This is a genomic window from Sphingopyxis sp. H073, assembly GCF_001468395.1.
In the GTDB taxonomy this organism is placed as follows: Bacteria; Pseudomonadota; Alphaproteobacteria; order Sphingomonadales; family Sphingomonadaceae; genus Sphingopyxis.
The window spans coordinates 18777-36270 of record NZ_LNSG01000006.1 but is presented as its reverse complement, the minus strand read 5'-3'; the positions used below and the strand labels follow the sequence as shown (position 1 = coordinate 36270).

The window sequence follows — 17494 nt, the reverse complement described above, 5'->3', positions numbered from 1 at the left end:
TGCTGACGGCGACTCAATTATGTATATACATTAATGGAAGACGCGGTACGATGTCCAGATGGGATGTGCGATGGCGCTTTGGTGCGAGCAGGCATGGTTGGCGGAAGGGTGGCGGAACAATATCCGCCTGAGCCTTGATAACGGGCGCATTTCCTCGATCGAGATCGGAGTGGACGCCGCGCCGGGCGACGAGCGCCACGCGATCCTGCTGCCGGCGCTCCCCAATCTGCACAGCCACGCCTTCCAGCGCGGAATGGCCGGTCTCGCCGAGCGCGCAGGGACGGGCGACGACAGTTTCTGGACATGGCGCGAGGTCATGTACCGCTTCGTCGACCGGCTCGATCCCGATGGGATGGAGGCCGTCGCCGCGCTCGCCTATACCGAGATGCTCGAGAGCGGCTTTGCCCGGGTCGGCGAATTTCACTATCTGCATCATGACCCCGACGGCCGTCCCTATGGCGATCTCGCGACGATGGCGCAGGCGATCGCGGCGGCGGCGGGAGAGACCGGGATCGCGCTGACGCTGCTTCCCGTCTTCTACGCCCATTCGGGTTTCGGCGGCGGCGCGCCGACGCATGGCCAGCGGCGCTTCATCAACGATGTCGGCGGGTTCGGGGCGCTGCTGGACGGATGCCGAGACGCGGTGGCGGGGCTGGACGACGCGGTGGTCGGCGTCGCGCCGCACAGCCTGCGCGCCGCGACCGCCGGCGAACTCGCCGAGGTGGCGGCGATGGCGGCGGGCGCGCCGATCCACATCCATATCGCCGAGCAACTGCCCGAGGTTGAGGCCTGCCTTGCGTGGAGCGGCGCGCGTCCGGTCGAATGGCTGCTCGATCACGCCGACGTCGGCCCCGACTGGTGCCTTGTCCATGCGACCCACATCAGCGAAGCCGAACGGTGTGCAGTCGTCGGGAGCGGCGCGGTCGTCGGCCTTTGCCCGATCACCGAAGCGAACCTCGGCGACGGGCTGTTTCCCGCGCGCGAATTCATCGCCGAGGGCGGACGCTTCGGCGTCGGGTCGGATTCGAACGTCGAGATCGACGCCGCTGCCGAGCTGCGTCTGCTCGAATATGGCCAGCGCCTGGCGCATCGCGGGCGCAACCTGCTCGCGGGCGGTGCCGGACAGTCGACCGGCGCCAGCCTTTATCGCGGCGCGCTTGCGGGCGGCGGGCAGGCGCTCGGGCACCCGTCGGCGGGGCTTGGCGTCGGCGAGCCAGCGGACATCGTCAGCCTGAAGGCGGACGATCCCACATTCGCCGGGCGCAGCGGCGACGCGATCCTCGACAGCTGGATTTTCGGGGGCGGAGCGCGGCTTGTCGATTGCGTCTGGCGCGGCGGCGTCAAGCGCGTTGCGGGCGGGCGCCATGTCGCGCGCGAGGCAATCGACACGCGCTATCGAGCTGCGATGGACAAGCTGCTCGCATGACCGAGAGCGGCGCCATCCACGCGCGTATCCGCCGCGATATCGAGGCGCGGATCATGTCGGGCGAATGGGCGCCGGGGACGCGCATCCCCTATGAACATCAGTTGATGGCGACCTACGGCTGTTCGCGGATGACGGTGAACCGTGCACTGCGGATGCTGATGGAGGCCGGGCTGATCGAAAGCCGGCGGCGTGCGGGCACCTTTGTCTCGCATCCGCGCGTCCAGCGTGCCGCGCTCGAAATTCCCGACATTCGCGACGAGGTGGCGGGGCAGGGCGAAAGCTATCGTCTCGACCTCGACCGGCGCGAAATCCGCGCCGCGAGCGAAGAGGACAAGCGCCTGCTTCAGATCGACGGCGGTTCGGTCCTCGCGCTCGAATGCCGCCACCACGCCGGCGGCCGCGCCTACGCGCTCGAACGCCGCCTGATCAACCTGGCCGCGGTGCCCGAGGCCGCCGAGGTCGATTTCGCTATCGAACCGCCAGGGTCGTGGCTGCTCTCGCACGTTCCCTGGACCGAGGCCGAGCACCGGATCACCGCGTTCAACGCGGGCGGCAAGGAGCTTGTCGCGCTCGGGATTTCGGCGGGGGCGGCGTGCATGGCGCTCGAACGCTGGACATGGCGCGGCGAGGAACGCATCACCTATGCGCGGCAGGTTTATCCCGGCGACCGCTATGCGCTTGTCGCGCGCTTCCGCCCCTGACGAAGGACAAGACCATGGATTTCTCGCGGCTCGAAACCAGCAGCAAGATCGGCGACGGTTGGATCTATCCGGCGGCCGAAGCGCGCAGCAGCGGCTGGCTCGCGGTCGACGCCGAGGCGGGACACCGCATCTATTGGGAGGATTATGGCGCCGCCGATGGCGAACCCGTGATGTTCCTGCATGGCGGGCCGGGCGGCGCATGCGCCCCCGATATGGCGCGCTTCTTCGATCTGTCGCGCTACCGCGTGATCCTGTTCGACCAGCGCGGATGCGGCAAGAGCGAACCCAATGTCGCTGCGGCCGGCCCGGCGGCGGCGCTGCGCAACAACACCACCGCCGACCTGATCGGCGATATCGAGAAACTGCGCGATGCGCTGGGCATTTCCGGCAAGATGCACGTTTTCGGGGGCAGCTGGGGCTCGACGCTCGCCATGGCCTATGCGATCGGATTTCCGGGGCACTGCGCAAGCCTGATCCTGCGGGGCATCTTTCTCGGCGCGTCGGAGGATCTTCTCTATCTCTATCAGGGCAATGCCGCAACCTGGCATCAGGCGCCGCACGCGTTGACCGCGCCCGGCGCTTATATCAGCTATCCCGACGAGTGGGGCGAGCTGTTGTCGGTGCTGACCGTCGAAGAGCGCGCCGACGTGATGGCGTCGTACAAGGCGATCTTCGACATGGTCCCGCCGACCGAGGCGGAGCGCGCGAAGCAGTTGCACGCGGCGCTGACCTGGTCGCTGTGGGAAGGGGTGATCTCGAACATGATCCCCGAAGATGCGGCCGCGGGAAAGTTCGGCGATGCCGATTTCGCGCTCTGCTTCGCGCAGATCGAGGCGCATTATTTCGCGAACAACCTGTTCATCGAGCCGGGCCACCTGCTTGGCAACGCCGCGATCCTTGCGTCGATCCCGGTGCATATCGTCCATGGCCGGTTCGACCAGGTCTGCCCGCTGACGCAGGCCTCGCGCCTCGTCGATGCGCTGCGCGGCGTAGGGGCGGAACCCGCGACCTACGTCATCACCAACGCCGGGCACAGTGCGATGGAGCGGGAGAATGCTCTCGCGCTGACGGCGATCATGGACGGATTGCCGCCTATCGCGGGATGAGGGACTGGTGCCGGCTGTCAGACTCGAACTGACGACCTACCGCTTACAAGGCGGTTGCTCTACCAACTGAGCTAAGCCGGCGCTGTCCGGCCCTTTGCGTCAAATTATGCCGAAGGTCCAGCCTTCGGTTGCGGCGAGCGCGGTCGACAGCGGCGCGGGCGACCAAGGCGCGGCGTCGCCGGCGATCGCGCGCAGCCACGCGGCCGTGAGCAGCGCGTCGGCGGCATGGTCGCTGACCGGGCCGGAGAGGCCGGTCCGCCGCGAACCCAGCGCGGCGAGCGCTGCGTCGAGTGCCGCGCCGTCGCGGATCTTGCTCCGTCCCGCCGCCATTCCCGACGCGCGGGCGGCGAGGCTGGTATAGATTTCGACCAGCAGTGGCCCGCCTGCGGGCACCGGGTCGAGCGGCCAGAGCGGCAGTAGCTCGTGCAGCCGGTGCAGGACGCGCATTCCCGCAAGGCTGGCCTTGCCGACCTGCGCCGCGCCGACGAGGTTGAAGTTGCTGACGCTTGCCGCCTGTTTCGTGCCACGCTGATGGCGTTCGACACGGCGCAGCCGACCCGCGCCGCCCTCGAACAGGTCGCCGACGTTGCCCTTCGCATGGCGGAAATGCCGCCGCGCCTCGGGATGAGACAGGAAGCCGTCGATCCCGAAATGCGGATCGCGGGCGCATAATTGCTCGACCAGCGCCCACAGCTCGGGCAGGTCGGCGGGGCTTTCGCTCCAGTCGGGGAAATAGGCGCCATGATCGGCAAAGGCGAAGGCAGCCGAAAAATCGAAACCGATCAGCATGTCGGTCCCCGCCGCCGCGACGTCCAATAGCCAGCCGAGGATTTCGGCGCGCGACCAGATATGCCCGGGGCGGACGAGTTCGGGCGCGCCCGCGCCGCTCGCCACGGCCAGCGCGATCCCGCGCTGCCGCTCGCCGCGCGCGCCCGACCAGTCGATGGCGGCGAAATGGGTGAAGCGGCGCATAACGCTCTCCTAGCCGACGCGACCGACCTTGCACAAAGCCGCATTGCGTCCCACATGCGGCCCATGCTGATCGAAACCGAATCGACGCCCAATCCGGCGACGCTCAAATTCCTTCCCGGCCGGGCGGTGATGGAGACGGGAACGCGCGATTTTTCGAGTCCCGAAGAGGCCGAGGCCTCGCCGCTGGCGACCGCGCTGTTCACGCTCGGCGATGTGACGGGGGTGTTCTTCGGCCGCGATTTCATCTCGGTGACGATCGCGCCGGGCGCCGAATGGGCCGATGCGAAGCCCGACGTGCTCGGCATCGTGATGGACCATTTCCTTGCCGACATGCCGCTGTTCCACCCGGCGAGCGCCGCTGGTTTCAGCGTCCCGGGCGAGGATGAGGGCGGGTTCGCCGACGATCCGGCCGACGCCGACATCATCGACCAGATCAAGGAACTCATCGAGACGCGCGTCCGCCCCGCGGTCGCGAACGATGGCGGCGACATCATCTATCGCGGTTTCGACAAGGGCAATGTCTATCTGAAGATGCAGGGCGCGTGCGCCGGCTGCCCGTCGTCGACGGCGACGCTCAAAAACGGCATCGAATCGCTCTTGAAACATTATGTGCCGGAGGTAACGGCGGTTCACGCCGTCTAACTGTTTCAGGAGATCAAGCCGATGAGCGAGCCGCTTCCCGACAGCGCCCTCGACCAGCTTTTCCGTGCCGCGCGCACCTATAATGGCTTTCTCGAAAAGCCGGTATCCGAAGACCAGCTGCGCGCGATCTGGGATCTGGTGAAATATGGCCCGACCAGCGCCAACGCCCTCCCGGCGCGGATCGTCTGGTGCGTGTCCGTGCAAGCGAAGGAAAAGCTCGCCGCGCTCGCCATGCCGGCGAACGCCGAAAAGATCCTGAAAGCGCCGGTCACCGCGATCATCGCGATGGACACCGAATTCTACGAGCATCTGCCCGAACTCTTTCCGCACACCGATGCGCGGAGCTGGTTTGTCGGCAATGAAGCGCTCGCGCAGACCACCGCCTTCCGCAACTCTAGCCTGCAGGGCGCCTATTTCATCCTCGCGGCGCGTGCGCTCGGGCTCGACACCGGGCCGATGTCGGGCTTCAACAATGAAGCGGTCGACGCGGCCTTCTTCGTCGATACGCCCAAAGTGAAGAGCAATTTCATCTCGACGCTCGGCTATGGCGATCCCGCGAGCATCTTCGAGCGCAGCCCGCGCCCCGATTTTGAGCGCTTCAACCGCATTGCCTGACGGCCGATGCCTCGTCATCGACAGCGCCAGCGAGGCCTGTTCGGTCGCGCTGGTCGATGACGGCGTCGTCGTCGATTTTCGCCACGAGCTATTGGGCCGCGGCCATGCCGAGCGGCTTGTCCCGCTGATTGCCGAGCTGGCGGACGGCGGGCGTGCGACTTCGATCGCGGTCGGTTGCGGTCCGGGAAGCTTCGCCGGCGTGCGCATCGGCGTCGCGGCGGCGCGCGCGCTTGCCCTTGGATGGCAGGTGCCCGCGCACGGTTTTTCGAGCCTTGCGCTGGTCGCGGCCGCCGCGGCCGACGATATCGCCGCAGCGGGCGGCGCGCTGGTGGTGATGGAGGGCGGCCATGGGCAATGGTTCGTCCAGCGCTTCGGTGCCGACCTCGCGCCGCAGGGCGATCTCCGTTCGCTCCTCCCCGACGAGGCGGTGCGCGAGGGCGATACACTCATCGTCGGCAACCGCGCCGCAGCCTTCGTTGAGCGCCGCGGCTTGGGAACCGCCGTTTCCGCGCTGCCCGACGCGCGCGCCTTCGTCCGCCTGCCGACGCGGGCGCTGTTCGCCGAACCGAGCCCGATCTACGGCCGCGCGCCCGACGCCAAGCCGATGACTTCGGCATGAGCCGCGCCATCCGCCTTGCGCCCGCCCGCGTCGGCGATATTACCGCGGTGATGCGCGTGATGGAGGCGGCGTTCGACCCCGCCTATGGCGAGGCGTGGAGCACCGCGCAACTCCTCACCCTCTTTGCCCTCCCGTCCGCGCGCGTCGCGGTCGCGTGGGATGGCGACACGCCCTGCGGCTTTTCGGCGGCACGCGTCGCGGGACCGGAGAGCGAGTTGCTGTTGCTCGCGGTCGATCCGGCCCGGCGCGGGCAGGGGATCGGCAAGCGGCTGATCGACGATTGGCTTGCGTGGGCAAAAGAACAGGGCGCCGACGACTATTTCCTCGAAATGCGCGCCGACAATGATGCCGTGCATTTATACGCCCGCACCGGTTTTACCGAGTGCGGACGTCGGCCCCAATATTACCGCGGCAGCGATGGCGTGGTGCGCGATGCGATCACGATGCGGCGAACCTGACAGTCCAACGATATAAGCCGCAAATCGGTGATTGCGGAATTATAACCATAATGGCATGAATCGGCTATTGCCGAAGATAAGGCCCAATATTCGGCAACCTTCTCTTTTGGGGTAGCAGATAAGGAAATTGCGATCATGTCGGATCAAGCAGATGCCAATGAAATGCTCGTGACGTTGACTGCCGATATTGTTGCTGCGCATGTCAGCAATAACAGCGTCGCCATTTCGGACCTCGCCCTGCTGATCAACAATGTCCATGCGGCGCTGTCGAACCTCGGCAACCAGCCCGTCGTCGAGGAAAAGCCCGTTCCCGCGGTGTCGATCCGCGCGTCGGTGAAACCCGATCACATCGTCTGCCTCGAGGACGGCAAGAAGCTGAAGATGCTGCGCCGCCACCTGATGACGCATTATGGCATGACCCCCGACGACTATCGCGCCAAATGGGGCCTGGCGGCCGACTATCCGATGGTCGCGCCCGACTATGCCGAACGGCGCCGCGCGCTGGCAAAGGAAATCGGCCTCGGCACCAAGGGGCGGGGTGGCGGACGCAAGCGCCGCAAGCCCTGATCCGGTCGCTTTTTGCAATCAGGCGGGGCGGGACCGGCGGGTGCCGCCTTGTTCTATTTGCGGTGCGTGCCTATACAGTTGGCGAAAGAACAGAAGCGACTGCGCCCGGCAGGAAAGGCCCGCATGACCGGTACTATCGACCTTGAAGCATTGTGCCACGAAAAGGGGCTTCGTATCACCGAGCAGCGGCGCGTCATCGCGCGCGTGATTTCGGATTCGGAGGATCATCCCGACGTCGAGACGCTCTATGAGCGCGCGTCGAAGATCGACAGCGGCATCTCGATCGCGACCGTCTATCGCACCGTGCGCCTGTTCGAGGAGGCCGGGATTCTCGACCGCCACGATTTCGGCGACGGCCGCTCGCGCTACGAAGCGGCGCCCGAGGCGCACCACGACCATCTGATCGATGTCGAGACCGGCAAGGTCATCGAATTCGTCGATCCCGAGCTCGAGGCATTGCAGCGCGTCATCGCCGAGCGGCTGGGCTATCGCCTCGTCGACCATCGTATGGAGCTTTATGGCGTCCGGCTCGACCGCAAGGACTGACCCGGCCGAACAGCGCGCCGCGATCGCGGCAGGGTATCCGGCACCGATTTCGCTGAGGGGGAAGGCGCGCATCCTCTGGCGGGTGCTGTTGCTCGTGCTCGCGCTGCTGGTGCTGGTGCCGCTCCACTATCTCTATCGCATCTTCCGCTACGGCTCGCCGTTCCCGAAACTGTTCCTGTTCCTCGCCGCATGGATCGTCGGTGCGCGCGTGACCACGCACGGGACGCCGCTGCGCCGCGATGTCTTCTTCATCTCGAACCATGTGAGCTGGGTCGATATCCTCGCGCTCGCGGGCGCGAGCGGAACTGCCTTCGTCGCCAAGGCCGAACTGGGGAGGGTGCCGGTCATCGGCCGGCTCTGCCGCCTCAACCGCACCGTTTTCGTCAGCCGCGAGGATCGCGGCGGGGTTGCCGACCAGATCAACCTGCTCCGCGAGGCGCTGGCCGACAACTGGTCGGTGACGGTCTTTCCCGAAGGGACGACGACCGATGGCCAGTCGTTGTTGCCGTTCAAGACCTCGATGATGCAGGTGCTCGATCCGCCGCCGCCCGCGGTGCTCGTCCAGCCGGTAATGCTCGACTATGGTCCGATTGCCGAATGGATCGGCTGGATCGGGGTCGAGCAGGGGATCGACAACGCCAAGCGTATCCTCGCCCGGCCCGGCACCTTCCGCCTCCACATCCATTTCCTCGAGCCCTTCCACCCGCGCGACTTCCCCGGTCGCAAGGCGATCACCGCGGAGGCGCGGCGCCGGATCGAGGCGGCGCTGGTCGGCGCGCTGGGCAAGCCGCTCCGGTCCTTTCCGCATCATGTCGCGCCGGTGCGCTACCAGCCGGCAACGCCGGAAGGCGACGGATGACGGGTCGAATCCCCTTCATTTCCGCGGCTCCTTCCTCTATCGGGGCCGCATGACCGCTACCCCTCCCGCAAAGACGTTCCACGTCAAATCCTTCGGCTGCCAGATGAACGTCTATGACGGCGAACGCATGGCCGAGGTGCTGGGCGCCGAGGGCTATGTGCCCGCGGCCGACGGCGCCGATGCCGATCTCGTCGTGCTCAACACCTGCCACATCCGCGAAAAGGCGGCGGAAAAAGTCTATTCGGATATCGGGCGGCTGAAGCGCGAGGACGGCAGCACGCCGACGATCGCGGTCGCGGGCTGCGTCGCGCAGGCCGAGGGCGCCGAGATCGCGCGCCGGGCGCCGAGCGTCGATGTCGTCGTTGGCCCGCAGGCCTATCACCGCCTGCCCGAGCTGATCGCACGCGCCGAGCGGGGAGAGAAGGCGATCGACCTCGACATGCCGCTCGAGAGCAAGTTCGGCGCGCTGCCGAAACGCGCCGGCGGCCAGCGCCCCACCGCCTTCCTGACCGTGCAGGAAGGCTGCGACAAATTCTGCACCTATTGTGTCGTGCCCTATACGCGGGGCGCCGAGATCAGCCGGCCTTTCGTGGACCTGATCGCCGAGGCGCGCGCCCTGGTCGCGGGCGGGGTGCGTGAGATCACCTTGCTCGGCCAGAACGTCAATGCGTGGGACGGGGAAGACGCGAAGGGCCGGGCAATCGGCCTCGACGGCCTGATCCGCGAACTCGCGCGCGAGGACGGGCTCGAACGCATCCGCTACACCACCAGCCATCCCAACGACATGACCGACGGGCTGATCGCCGCGCATGGCGAGGTCGAGAAGCTGATGCCCTTCCTCCACCTGCCGGTGCAGGCGGGCAGCGACCGCATCCTCGCCGCGATGAATCGCAGCCATTCGGTCGAAAGCTATCTGAAGGTCATCGAACGCGTCCGCACCGTGCGCCCCGACATCGCGATCTCGGGCGACTTCATCGTCGGCTTTCCCGGCGAGAACGAAGCGGATTTCCTCGCGACGCTCGATATCGTTCGCGCGACCAATTACGCGATGGCGTACAGCTTCAAATATTCGCGCCGTCCCGGCACGCCCGCCGCGACGATGGGCGACCAGATCGACGAAGTCGTGATGAACGACCGCCTCCAGCGCCTGCAGGCCCTGCTCAACGAACAGCAGCAGGCGTTCAATCAGGCGACCGTCGGCCGCACGACGCGCCTGCTCCTCGAACGCAAGGGCAAGCATGACGGCCAGCTCATCGGCAAGTCGCCCTGGCTCCAGTCGGTGCACGTCACCGCGCCGGGGCTCGCGATCGGCGACATGGTCGACGTGCGGATCACCTCGGCCGGCCCTAACAGCCTCGGCGCCGAGCCGCTGGTCGAAGCGGTCGCCTGAATGGGCCGCGGAGTTTTCTGCTCCGTCCGTCGAATTTCGAGAGCATCGGTGATGGACTCCCGCCCTCGCGGGAGTAGAGTTGTGCCATCCTTTGAAGGAGACCTGCCCACGTGTCGAAACGCCCCCTGACTGCCGCCCCCCCCGCCGAACCCGGCGACCGTGTCAAACTGACCGCGGAATTCGAGCGAACGCAGCTGTTGGGCATTTTGTTCGGGGAGTTCGACCGTAACCTCGTCGCGATCGAGAACCGGCTGGGCGTCTATATCTCGGCGCGCGGCAACCGCGTGCAGATCGAAGGCGAGGCGGAAGCGGCGGCGCGGGCGCGCGACGTGCTGACCGAACTTTATGGCCGGATCGAGCGCGGCGAAGAGGCCGACGCGGGGCTGGTCGACGCGGTGATCGCGATGTCCGCGCAGCCGACGCTGGCGGGCATCATCCGCCATGACGTCAGCGAAGCGCCGACGGTGATGATCCGCACGCGCAAGAAGACGATCGTGCCGCGCGCGCCTTCGCAGGTTCCCTATATGCATGCGCTGGCGCGCGACGACGTGATCTTCGCACTGGGCCCGGCGGGCACCGGCAAGACCTATCTCGCGGTCGCGCAGGCGGTCGCGCAGCTCATTACCGGTAGCGTCCAACGGCTGATCCTCTCGCGCCCGGCGGTCGAGGCGGGCGAGAAGCTCGGCTTCCTGCCCGGTGACATGAAGGAAAAGGTCGATCCCTATCTGCGCCCGCTCTACGACGCACTCCACGACTGCCTGCCCGCCGAACAGGTCGAGCGCCGCATCGCGAGCGGAGAGATCGAGATCGCGCCGCTCGCCTTCATGCGCGGCCGGACGCTGGCAGACGCCTTCATCATCCTCGACGAGGCGCAGAACACGACGATACCGCAGATGAAGATGTTCCTGACGCGTTTCGGCATGAACAGCCGCATGGTGATCTGCGGCGACCCGAAACAGGTCGACTTGCCGGTGCCCGCAACCTCCGGTCTTGCCGACGCCGTGGCGCGGCTCGAAGGGCTGGAAGGGATCAATGTCAGCCGTTTTACCAGCGCCGACGTCGTCCGCCACCCGATCGTCGGGCGGATCGTTGAGGCTTACGAAGGGCCGGGAAGCTAGCTTCCCGTCTTCTTGAAGGTGACCGTAACCTTCGGTTCGTCGTCATAGCTCGGCGCGATTTCGCGCGTCCCCTTGCGCACCGTGCCATCGGGCCATTTGACCTGATAGACGTACCGGCCCGACAGCGTCTGGTCGACGCCGGTCTCTATCTCGTTCCACTTGCACGCGAAACGGTCCCACGGATCGGGCTTCTTGCGCGTGCAAACCTTGAAGGCGAAGGCGTTGATCATCAGCACCTCGCCCTGCGGCGGGCTGGTGCGGACGACCACCGGATTGCCTTCACCCGCGCCGCAGCCGCCGTCGGCGACGACCTTCGGCAGTTTCGGCGCGAGCCGCGCGCGGTTCGCCTCGACCGCCTGGGCGAGCCGGTAATAGGGATCGTTTTCAAAACCGCCCCCGTCGGCGGGCTCTGCCGCCGCATCCGACACATCGGCTTCCATCGCGGCATCGGCGGCGGCGATGTCCGCCTCGCTCATCGGTTCGGGCGCGGCCTTCGCATCCTCGATCATCGCTTTTTCGAACGCCAGCAGGGGTTCGGCATAGACCGCGACGGGATATTTCATCCGCTCGAACTCGGCGCGCAGCCGCGCGACCTCGAGTGCCACCCCGCCATAGCGCGCGGTCAGCGGGTCGGTCTCGTCGAGGCTGACATATTCGGCGTTGCAGTCGATCACGTCATAATAGGGCGGCTGGCCGTCGCCCCAGTCCATCGTCAGAGTGTCGCGCGGGAAATCGGCAATCTGCCCCTCCGCGGCGATGCGGATGTCGTAATAGCCGTCGGGATACCAGCCTTGCGGCGGCACCTTCGCTTCGATCGCCTTGAGCCCCGCCGCGCCGATCGGCTCCTTCGCGCCAGCCGCGACCGGCGACGCGAGCGCCGCGACCAGCATCAGCATCCGGATCCTGCGCATCTCAACCCTCCTGTTTCAGCCGCCGCGGCCCGCCCAGCCAGCCCGTCACGAGCAGGCTGGCGGCTGCGGCGATCAACCCCCAGCTTCCCCCCAGCATCCATTTCACGCGCCCGATCGACGCCGCGGTCCACAGCGTCGCCGGATCATAGGCGGCGTCGGCGAGCGCGTCCGACGGCAGGTCGGGGCATTCGCTTTCATACACCAGCTTCGCATCCAGCGTGCATTCGGTGCCACGCACCAGCGGCGCGCCCTGCTCGCCCGCGATGACATAGGACGACGACGCCCAGCCATAGACGCCCGCTGCGACGAGCAGCAGGGCAAGCAGTGCCCCCCGCATGGCGCGCGTCGTCCACCATGTCACCTGGCCACTCCCGGCGACGCCGGCCGGGATCGCGAGCGCAAGCAACGCCGCGATCCAGCCGACCGGCGAGGCGGGCGGCGCCAGCCCCCCGAGCCACGCGGCGAGCAGCAACACCGCGAGCGCCGCCCCGCCCGCGACCGCGCGCACCAGCCCGTTGTTCCACGACAGCCGCTTCGCCCCGCGCGGCTTGCCGGGGACATAGCCGGTCTTCGGCCCCGCGATCAGCATCGCGACAACGTCGGCCAGCTTGTCGACATGATCCTCGACCGGCGGCGACAGCGCGTCGAACCAGTGCGGCACGCTCATGAAATATTCGAGGCTGCGTTCGGGCATCACATCCTCGATGCGGAAGGGGAGGATCGGCAGGCCAAGGTGCACCGCGCGCTCGACCTCGCGCAATATCTGCGGCGACTCATTGGCGTGGCGCGAGAAGACGAGGACAAAGAGGGTCGAGGATTTGAGCGCATCGATGATCGCCTCGCCCCACGACGTCCCGGGCACGATATCGCGCGGCGCGATCCAGCAGCGATGCCCGCGTTCCTCGAGCAGCGCGCACAGCATGTTCGCGATCGTCCGGTCTTTTGACGAATAGCTGATGAACACCTGCGCCGGCATCGGTCCCTGTCCCCCTGCCGCCATCATGCCGCGCGGGGGAGGGCGGGGCAATCGCCGAGTTTCGCGGCCGCCCCGATCTCCTGCAGCGCCGCCACATCGGAATTTCAACGCGTGACGCCTTGTTATTGCAAATACCTCGCAATAACATATAAGCCCGCCCACGGCGCGGTCCGGCAACTCGCGCTCGCGCCGATGCCATGCCTCCAGATTTCAGAGGATCAAGCAATTCTGCTTGGACTCGGGCACCGGTTTTCGCTTGGGGAGGGTGCCCGGGCATGCGCGACACGCGCGCTGCTCGCCGACGGTGACAGCGTCGGCCCGATCGCGAAGGCGATGGAAACCAGGGCCCGCCGGTTGATCGCGGCGGGGTTCGACATGCCGGTCCTCGCGGCCGGTGCCATGACCTGTCAGGAAAGTTCAAAGTGATGAGTGACCGTATCGCCGCCGCCGCCAAGCTGGCCCCCTCCGCCTCGCTGACTGTCGAGGAGGTGCTGCGCCTCCGCCACTGGAACGACCATCTGTTCAGCTTCTCGATCAGCCGCCCGGCGAGTTTCCGCTTCCGCTCGGGTGAGTTCGTGATGATCGGCCTGCCGGGCGGCGAGGGGCGGCCGCTGCTGCGCGCCTATTCGATCGCCAGCCCCGCCTGGTCGGACGAGCTCGAATTTCTGTCGATCAAGGTGCCCGACGGCCCGTTGACCTCGCGGTTGCAGAAGATCCAGCCCGGCGACCCCGTCTATCTCGGCCGCAAGCCGACGGGTACGCTCGTCGCCGATGCGCTGCTGCCCGGCAAGCGGCTTTTCCTGCTCGCGACCGGCACCGGCCTCGCGCCCTTCCTCAGCCTCGCACGCGATCCCGACATTTACGACCGTTTCAGCCAGATCGTGCTCGTCCATTGTGTCCGGCAGGTCAGCGACCTCGCCTTCCGCGAAGAGCTCGAAAGCCAGCTCGCGGGCGATCCGCTGGTGCGGGATCAGGCGTTGCTGCAGTTCCACTATCTGCCGACCGTGACGCGCCAGCCCTTCCGCAACGAAGGCCGTATCGACGCGCTGATCGACAATGCCCGGCTGTTCGGCCCGCCTTTGACCGGCCCGCATCATTTCGACCCGGCAAGCGACCGCATCATGATGTGCGGCAGCATGGCGATGATCCGCGACCTGCAGGCGCGCTTCGCCGCGCTCGGCTTCAAGGAAGGATCGAACGCCGCGCCCGGCGACTTCGTGATCGAACGCGCTTTCGTCGGTTAGGGCTTGCTGGCATAGGCCTTCACCAGGTCGAACATGAAGTCGCGCCCGACATAGAGCGATTTCACCTCGATCCGCTCGTTGAGCCCGTGGACGCCATTGCCGTCGGGATCGCCCCAGATGCCGGGAATGCCATAGGTCGGGATGCCCGCGGCGCCGAGGAAGGTCGCGTCGGTATAGCCGTTCGCCATCGACGGGATGACCTTCAGCCCCGGCCAGTACTTCGCGACCAGCTTTTCCATCGGTCCGATGATCTTGGGATCGAGCGGCGGCTGCGGCGGGGTGGGGCGCTTCGGCGGCAGCTGCGTGATCGTGACGCCGGGATCGCCGATCACCCTCATCAGCTCGTCGCGAATGCTCTCGATGCTGTGGCCGGGGAAGATGCGGCAATTGACGTTCGCCCCGGCGCGCTGCGGCAGCGCGTTCGGCGCATGGCCGCCATCGAGCAAGGTCGCGACGCAGGTGGTGCGGATATTGCCGTGCAGGAAGCGGTCGGTGTTGACGACCGCCTCGGCGGTCTTGTCCGCCGGGTTCTTCGCCAGCGCGACCATCGCCGCGCCGATCGCGTCGCCGCGGGCGGCCCCGGCCTCGGTGAAGAAGCGCCGCGTCGTGTCGGTCATTTCGACCGGAAATTCATGTTCGTCGATCTTCGTCAGCGCTCGCGCGAGCTGGTAGATCGCATTGTCGCGCACCGGCACCGAACTGTGCCCGCCGGGGTTGCGCGTTTCGAGGCGGAAGTTGGCGAAGGTCTTCTCGCCGACCTGCACCGACTGGCCGAGCACTTTCCCCTTGCCGTCGCTGTCGCCGCCGCCGCCTTCGTTCAGCGCGAATTCGGCGTCGATCAGGTCGCGCTTGTTCGCGGCGAGCCACTCGACCCCGTTGAACGCGCCATTGGTCTCCTCGCCGCAGGTGAGCGCGAGCTTCACGGTGCGCTTCGGCTTGTAGCCCTCTTTCTTGAAACGCAGCAGCGTATCGACCCACACCGCCGCCTGCGCCTTGTCGTCCAACGTGCCGCGGCCATAGAAATAGCCGTCCTCCTCGATCAGCGTGAAGGGATCGCGCTCCCAATCCTCGCGCTTCGCCTCGACGACGTCGATGTGCGCGACGAGCAGGATCGCTTTCGCCTTCGGGTTCGTGCCCGGATATACGACCGCGAGCCCGCCTTCCTCGCGGTGCCCTTCTTCCATGAACAGGATGAGCTGGTCGCCCGGAAACTCCGCCGCCTGAAAGCGTTTGAGCATCCGCTGCGCGGCGAGCGTGCAACTGCCCGACGACAGTGTCGTGTTGGTTTCGACGAGTTCCTTATAGATGTCGCGGAAGGCGATCTGGTCGGGGCGCGGCGGCGCCTCCTTCGCCGCGGCGGGTGCCGCAACCAGCAGCATGGAGGTCAGCAATGCGGTCAGCGTTTTCATGCGGCTCGTCTCCCCTGTCGAGGCGAAGGGAGCAGAAAGCAGCGCGGCCCGCAAGCCGCTTGCGCGGGGCGCGGCTTTCGCGCAAGTGCGGGGCAGGGAGAGAATTTTGACGAGCATCGAAGACGATCCGCCGGGACTGGTGGCGCGCGCCGTGCGGCGCCTGCTGCTGCTGCTCTACCGGCTGCGCGGCTGGAAGGCGGTGGGCGAGGTTCCCGAGCCCCGGCGCTTCATCATCATCGCCGCGCCGCATACCAGCAACTGGGATTTCGTGAATTATCTGGGGCTCACCGCCGACCTGGGCGTGCGCCCGCATTTCATGGGCAAGCTGTCGCTGTTCCGATGGCCGATCGGCGGCTTCATGAAACAGATGGGGGGCGTGCCCGTCGACCGCCGCCATGCGAGCAACGTCGTTCAGCAGATGGCCGACGAATTTGCGCGCCGCGCCGAATTCATGCTGACCGTCGCGCCCGAAGGGACGCGCGGCAAGGCGAAGAAATGGCGCACCGGCTTTTACCAGATCGCGATGGCGGCCAAGGTCCCGATGGTCGTCGGGCTGATGGATTATGGCAGCAAGACCGGCGGGCTCGGGCCGCTGATCTGGCCGACGGGCGACTTTCGCGCCGACATGATGAAGGTGTTCGACGTCTATAAGGGATGTATCCCGAAATTCCCCGAGCGCGCGGTGCGTTCGATCGACGATATATTGGGAAGCGACGAGGCATAAGGAGCGCACCGATGAGCGAAGGGCTGACGCTGCTCGGTCTCAATTTTGCCGGGCTGATTGCGGTGATCCTGATCCTGTGGGGCATCGCCGTCGCGATCCGCGACGTCTCGTTCATCGACGCCTTCTGGGCGTTCGGCATGGTGCTGCTCGCATGGGGCAGCGCGTTGCAGGTCGGCGTCGAGGGCGTGCATGCACAGTTGCTCCTCGGGCTCGTGACGCTCTGGGGGCTGCGGCTTGCGATCCATCTGTTCCTGCGCTGGCGCGCGCATGGCGAGGATCCGCGCTATGCGAAGATTTTGGGCGGCGTCATGAAGCAGCGCGGCTGGAACTGGCCCGTCGCGGCGCTGGTGATGGTATTCCTGATGCAGGCGCCCTTGCTTTTCATCACCTGTCTGCCCGCGCAGCTCGGCATCTGGGCGAGCGCGACGATGAGCCATGCGGCCGGCCCGCTCGCCTGGGCGGGCGCCGCGATCGCGCTCGCGGGAATCGCGTTCGAGAGCATCGGCGACGCGCAACTGAACGCCTTCCGCCGCGATCCGGCGAACAAGGGCCGCGTGCTCGATACCGGGCTCTGGCGCTACACGCGCCACCCCAATTATTTCGGCGATGCGCTGACCTGGTGGGGGCTGTGGCTGATCGCCGCCGACATGGGCTGGGGCATCGCGCTCGCCACCGTCATCGGCCCGATCTTCCTCACCTTCACGCTCACCCGCTGGTCGGGCAAGGCGCTGCTCGAGCGGGAGCTGCACAAGAGCCGCCCCGGCTATGCCGACTATGTCCAGCGCACCTCGGGCTTCCTTCCATGGCCGCCAAAGACCGGGGCCTAGGTGCCGCCGAAAGCGCGGCGGACGTCGGCGCACTCGGCGATGCGCCGCGGATCCGCGCGATCCTGACCGAGGCTGCACGCGAGGGACGCAGCGTCAGCTATTCCGAACTGCTCGGCGACCTCGGTTTCCGCTTCACGCGCCCCAAGATGCGCGCGGTCTGCCGCACGCTCGAAGAGGTCGACCGGCTTTGCGCGATCGACGGCGAGCCCGACCTCGCCGTGCTGGTGGTGCGCGAGAGCGACCGGCTGCCAGGGCAGGGCTGGTGGGTTGGCGGCACCGCGCTGCTCCTCGGCTATGACGGGCCATGGGAAGGCGCCGCCGCGGCGCGTTTCATCCGCGAGCAGCAACAGGCGGTGTTCGACTTTTGGGAGCGGCGCTAGAAAA

General features: G+C 66.9%; 20 protein-coding genes and 1 tRNA gene. 16 read left to right on the top strand and 5 right to left on the bottom strand.

All coding sequences use genetic code 11. From position 1 onward, the window contains the following. Positions 1 to 70: 70 nt before the first annotated feature. Genes ATE64_RS12705 through ATE64_RS12695 form a run of 3 tightly spaced genes read left to right on the top strand, consistent with a single transcriptional unit; the run spans position 71 to position 3233 of the window. Complete coding sequence (locus tag ATE64_RS12705; RefSeq protein WP_058457104.1) at positions 71 to 1426, top strand: formimidoylglutamate deiminase; 1356 nt, start codon at positions 71 to 73, stop codon at positions 1424 to 1426. After that, positions 1423 to 2127, top strand: coding sequence for a histidine utilization repressor (gene hutC, locus ATE64_RS12700; protein ID WP_058457105.1), 705 nt, complete (start codon positions 1423 to 1425; stop codon positions 2125 to 2127). The genes ATE64_RS12705 and hutC overlap by 4 nt, the downstream gene beginning before the upstream one ends. A 14-nt stretch (positions 2128 to 2141) precedes the next feature. After that, positions 2142 to 3233: an alpha/beta fold hydrolase gene (locus ATE64_RS12695; RefSeq protein ID WP_058457106.1), complete on the top strand. Its 1092-nt coding sequence runs from the start codon at positions 2142 to 2144 to the stop codon at positions 3231 to 3233. 5 nt (positions 3234 to 3238) lie between these two features. On the opposite strand, the gene ATE64_RS12690 is transcribed toward ATE64_RS12695, so the two are convergent. Together ATE64_RS12690 and ATE64_RS12685 are read right to left on the bottom strand one after the other, a co-directional pair. After that, positions 3239 to 3314: transfer RNA gene (locus ATE64_RS12690), tRNA-Thr, on the bottom strand. Between the two features lie 18 nt (positions 3315 to 3332). Beyond that, positions 3333 to 4205 carry a hypothetical protein gene (locus tag ATE64_RS12685; RefSeq protein ID WP_058457107.1) on the bottom strand — a complete coding sequence of 291 codons (873 nt, stop codon included), beginning with the start codon at positions 4203 to 4205 and terminating at the stop codon, positions 3333 to 3335. A 63-nt stretch (positions 4206 to 4268) separates the two neighbouring features. Here ATE64_RS12685 and ATE64_RS12680 point away from each other — a divergent pair, with 63 nt between their 5' ends. The 9 genes from ATE64_RS12680 to ATE64_RS12640 all read left to right on the top strand — a co-directional run bounded on the left by ATE64_RS12680 (position 4269) and on the right by ATE64_RS12640 (position 11019). Further along, positions 4269 to 4847: a NifU family protein gene (locus ATE64_RS12680; RefSeq protein WP_058457108.1), complete on the top strand. Its 579-nt coding sequence runs from the start codon at positions 4269 to 4271 to the stop codon at positions 4845 to 4847. 21 nt (positions 4848 to 4868) lie between these two features. Next, positions 4869 to 5462, top strand: coding sequence for a malonic semialdehyde reductase (locus ATE64_RS12675; RefSeq protein WP_058457109.1), 594 nt, complete (start codon positions 4869 to 4871; stop codon positions 5460 to 5462). Continuing rightward, positions 5455 to 6081, top strand: coding sequence for a tRNA (adenosine(37)-N6)-threonylcarbamoyltransferase complex dimerization subunit type 1 TsaB (gene tsaB / locus ATE64_RS12670; protein ID WP_231729077.1), 627 nt, complete (start codon positions 5455 to 5457; stop codon positions 6079 to 6081). The genes ATE64_RS12675 and tsaB overlap by 8 nt, the downstream gene beginning before the upstream one ends. Further along, the gene (locus ATE64_RS12665; protein ID WP_058457111.1) at positions 6078 to 6539 is read left to right on the top strand and encodes a GNAT family N-acetyltransferase; all 462 of its coding nucleotides are present in this window, start codon (positions 6078 to 6080) and stop codon (positions 6537 to 6539) included. Before tsaB ends, ATE64_RS12665 begins: the two co-directional genes overlap by 4 nt. A gap of 135 nt (positions 6540 to 6674) precedes the next feature. Beyond that, positions 6675 to 7106: a MucR family transcriptional regulator gene (locus ATE64_RS12660; protein WP_058457112.1), complete on the top strand. Its 432-nt coding sequence runs from the start codon at positions 6675 to 6677 to the stop codon at positions 7104 to 7106. A 123-nt stretch (positions 7107 to 7229) separates the two neighbouring features. Then, positions 7230 to 7652: a Fur family transcriptional regulator gene (locus tag ATE64_RS12655; protein WP_058457113.1), complete on the top strand. Its 423-nt coding sequence runs from the start codon at positions 7230 to 7232 to the stop codon at positions 7650 to 7652. After that, on the top strand, positions 7624 to 8511 hold the full coding sequence (locus tag ATE64_RS12650; RefSeq protein ID WP_058457114.1) for a lysophospholipid acyltransferase family protein: 888 nt from the start codon (positions 7624 to 7626) through the stop codon (positions 8509 to 8511). Before ATE64_RS12655 ends, ATE64_RS12650 begins: the two co-directional genes overlap by 29 nt. Positions 8512 to 8560: 49 nt before the next feature. Then, positions 8561 to 9901, top strand: coding sequence for a tRNA (N6-isopentenyl adenosine(37)-C2)-methylthiotransferase MiaB (gene miaB / locus ATE64_RS12645; protein ID WP_058457140.1), 1341 nt, complete (start codon positions 8561 to 8563; stop codon positions 9899 to 9901). A gap of 125 nt (positions 9902 to 10026) precedes the next feature. Further along, positions 10027 to 11019 (top strand): PhoH family protein, encoded by a 993-nt coding sequence (locus ATE64_RS12640; protein WP_240481998.1) that lies wholly within the window; start codon positions 10027 to 10029, stop codon positions 11017 to 11019. On the opposite strand, the gene ATE64_RS12635 is transcribed toward ATE64_RS12640, so the two are convergent. Next, positions 11016 to 11930, bottom strand: coding sequence for a hypothetical protein (locus tag ATE64_RS12635; protein ID WP_058457116.1), 915 nt, complete (start codon positions 11928 to 11930; stop codon positions 11016 to 11018). The two genes, ATE64_RS12640 and ATE64_RS12635, sit on opposite strands and share 4 nt — an antisense overlap. A 1-nt stretch (position 11931) precedes the next feature. Continuing rightward, positions 11932 to 12906: a toll/interleukin-1 receptor domain-containing protein gene (locus ATE64_RS12630; protein WP_058800378.1), complete on the bottom strand. Its 975-nt coding sequence runs from the start codon at positions 12904 to 12906 to the stop codon at positions 11932 to 11934. 425 nt (positions 12907 to 13331) lie between these two features. On the opposite strand from ATE64_RS12630, the gene ATE64_RS12620 reads away from it, so the two are divergent. Beyond that, positions 13332 to 14150 (top strand): ferredoxin--NADP reductase, encoded by an 819-nt coding sequence (locus ATE64_RS12620; RefSeq protein WP_058457119.1) that lies wholly within the window; start codon positions 13332 to 13334, stop codon positions 14148 to 14150. Here the strand turns inward: ATE64_RS12620 and ATE64_RS12615 are convergent. After that, positions 14147 to 15559, bottom strand: a complete 1413-nt coding sequence (locus tag ATE64_RS12615) for a M20/M25/M40 family metallo-hydrolase (protein ID WP_058457120.1) — start codon at positions 15557 to 15559, stop codon at positions 14147 to 14149. The genes ATE64_RS12620 and ATE64_RS12615 overlap by 4 nt on opposite strands. Before the next feature lie 106 nt (positions 15560 to 15665). Here ATE64_RS12615 and ATE64_RS12610 point away from each other — a divergent pair, with 106 nt between their 5' ends. From ATE64_RS12610 to ATE64_RS12600, 3 genes are read left to right on the top strand one after another with little or no spacing between them, the layout of a single operon-like run. After that, positions 15666 to 16283: a lysophospholipid acyltransferase family protein gene (locus ATE64_RS12610; RefSeq protein WP_082657646.1), complete on the top strand. Its 618-nt coding sequence runs from the start codon at positions 15666 to 15668 to the stop codon at positions 16281 to 16283. A gap of 11 nt (positions 16284 to 16294) precedes the next feature. Beyond that, positions 16295 to 17110, top strand: a complete 816-nt coding sequence (locus tag ATE64_RS12605) for a DUF1295 domain-containing protein (protein ID WP_058457121.1) — start codon at positions 16295 to 16297, stop codon at positions 17108 to 17110. Beyond that, positions 17086 to 17490 (top strand): hypothetical protein, encoded by a 405-nt coding sequence (locus ATE64_RS12600; RefSeq protein ID WP_058457122.1) that lies wholly within the window; start codon positions 17086 to 17088, stop codon positions 17488 to 17490. The genes ATE64_RS12605 and ATE64_RS12600 overlap by 25 nt, the downstream gene beginning before the upstream one ends. The last annotated feature ends 4 nt before the right edge of the window (positions 17491 to 17494 follow it).

Bases quoted from the DNA above. Each gene is read 5' to 3' on its own strand.
- ATE64_RS12705 (WP_058457104.1), top strand. From the start codon at position 71: ATGGCGCTTTGGTGCGAGCAGGCATGGTTGGCGGAAGGGTGGCGGAAC.
- hutC (WP_058457105.1), top strand. From the start codon at position 1,423: ATGACCGAGAGCGGCGCCATCCACGCGCGTATCCGCCGCGATATCGAG.
- ATE64_RS12695 (WP_058457106.1), top strand. From the start codon at position 2,142: ATGGATTTCTCGCGGCTCGAAACCAGCAGCAAGATCGGCGACGGTTGG.
- ATE64_RS12685 (WP_058457107.1), bottom strand. From the start codon at position 4,205: ATGCGCCGCTTCACCCATTTCGCCGCCATCGACTGGTCGGGCGCGCGC.
- ATE64_RS12680 (WP_058457108.1), top strand. From the start codon at position 4,269: ATGCTGATCGAAACCGAATCGACGCCCAATCCGGCGACGCTCAAATTC.
- ATE64_RS12675 (WP_058457109.1), top strand. From the start codon at position 4,869: ATGAGCGAGCCGCTTCCCGACAGCGCCCTCGACCAGCTTTTCCGTGCC.
- ATE64_RS12665 (WP_058457111.1), top strand. From the start codon at position 6,078: ATGAGCCGCGCCATCCGCCTTGCGCCCGCCCGCGTCGGCGATATTACC.
- ATE64_RS12660 (WP_058457112.1), top strand. From the start codon at position 6,675: ATGTCGGATCAAGCAGATGCCAATGAAATGCTCGTGACGTTGACTGCC.
- ATE64_RS12655 (WP_058457113.1), top strand. From the start codon at position 7,230: ATGACCGGTACTATCGACCTTGAAGCATTGTGCCACGAAAAGGGGCTT.
- ATE64_RS12650 (WP_058457114.1), top strand. From the start codon at position 7,624: ATGGCGTCCGGCTCGACCGCAAGGACTGACCCGGCCGAACAGCGCGCC.
- miaB (WP_058457140.1), top strand. From the start codon at position 8,561: ATGACCGCTACCCCTCCCGCAAAGACGTTCCACGTCAAATCCTTCGGC.
- ATE64_RS12635 (WP_058457116.1), bottom strand. From the start codon at position 11,930: ATGCGCAGGATCCGGATGCTGATGCTGGTCGCGGCGCTCGCGTCGCCG.
- ATE64_RS12630 (WP_058800378.1), bottom strand. From the start codon at position 12,906: ATGCCGGCGCAGGTGTTCATCAGCTATTCGTCAAAAGACCGGACGATC.
- ATE64_RS12620 (WP_058457119.1), top strand. From the start codon at position 13,332: ATGAGTGACCGTATCGCCGCCGCCGCCAAGCTGGCCCCCTCCGCCTCG.
- ATE64_RS12615 (WP_058457120.1), bottom strand. From the start codon at position 15,559: ATGAAAACGCTGACCGCATTGCTGACCTCCATGCTGCTGGTTGCGGCA.
- ATE64_RS12605 (WP_058457121.1), top strand. From the start codon at position 16,295: ATGAGCGAAGGGCTGACGCTGCTCGGTCTCAATTTTGCCGGGCTGATT.
- ATE64_RS12600 (WP_058457122.1), top strand. From the start codon at position 17,086: ATGGCCGCCAAAGACCGGGGCCTAGGTGCCGCCGAAAGCGCGGCGGAC.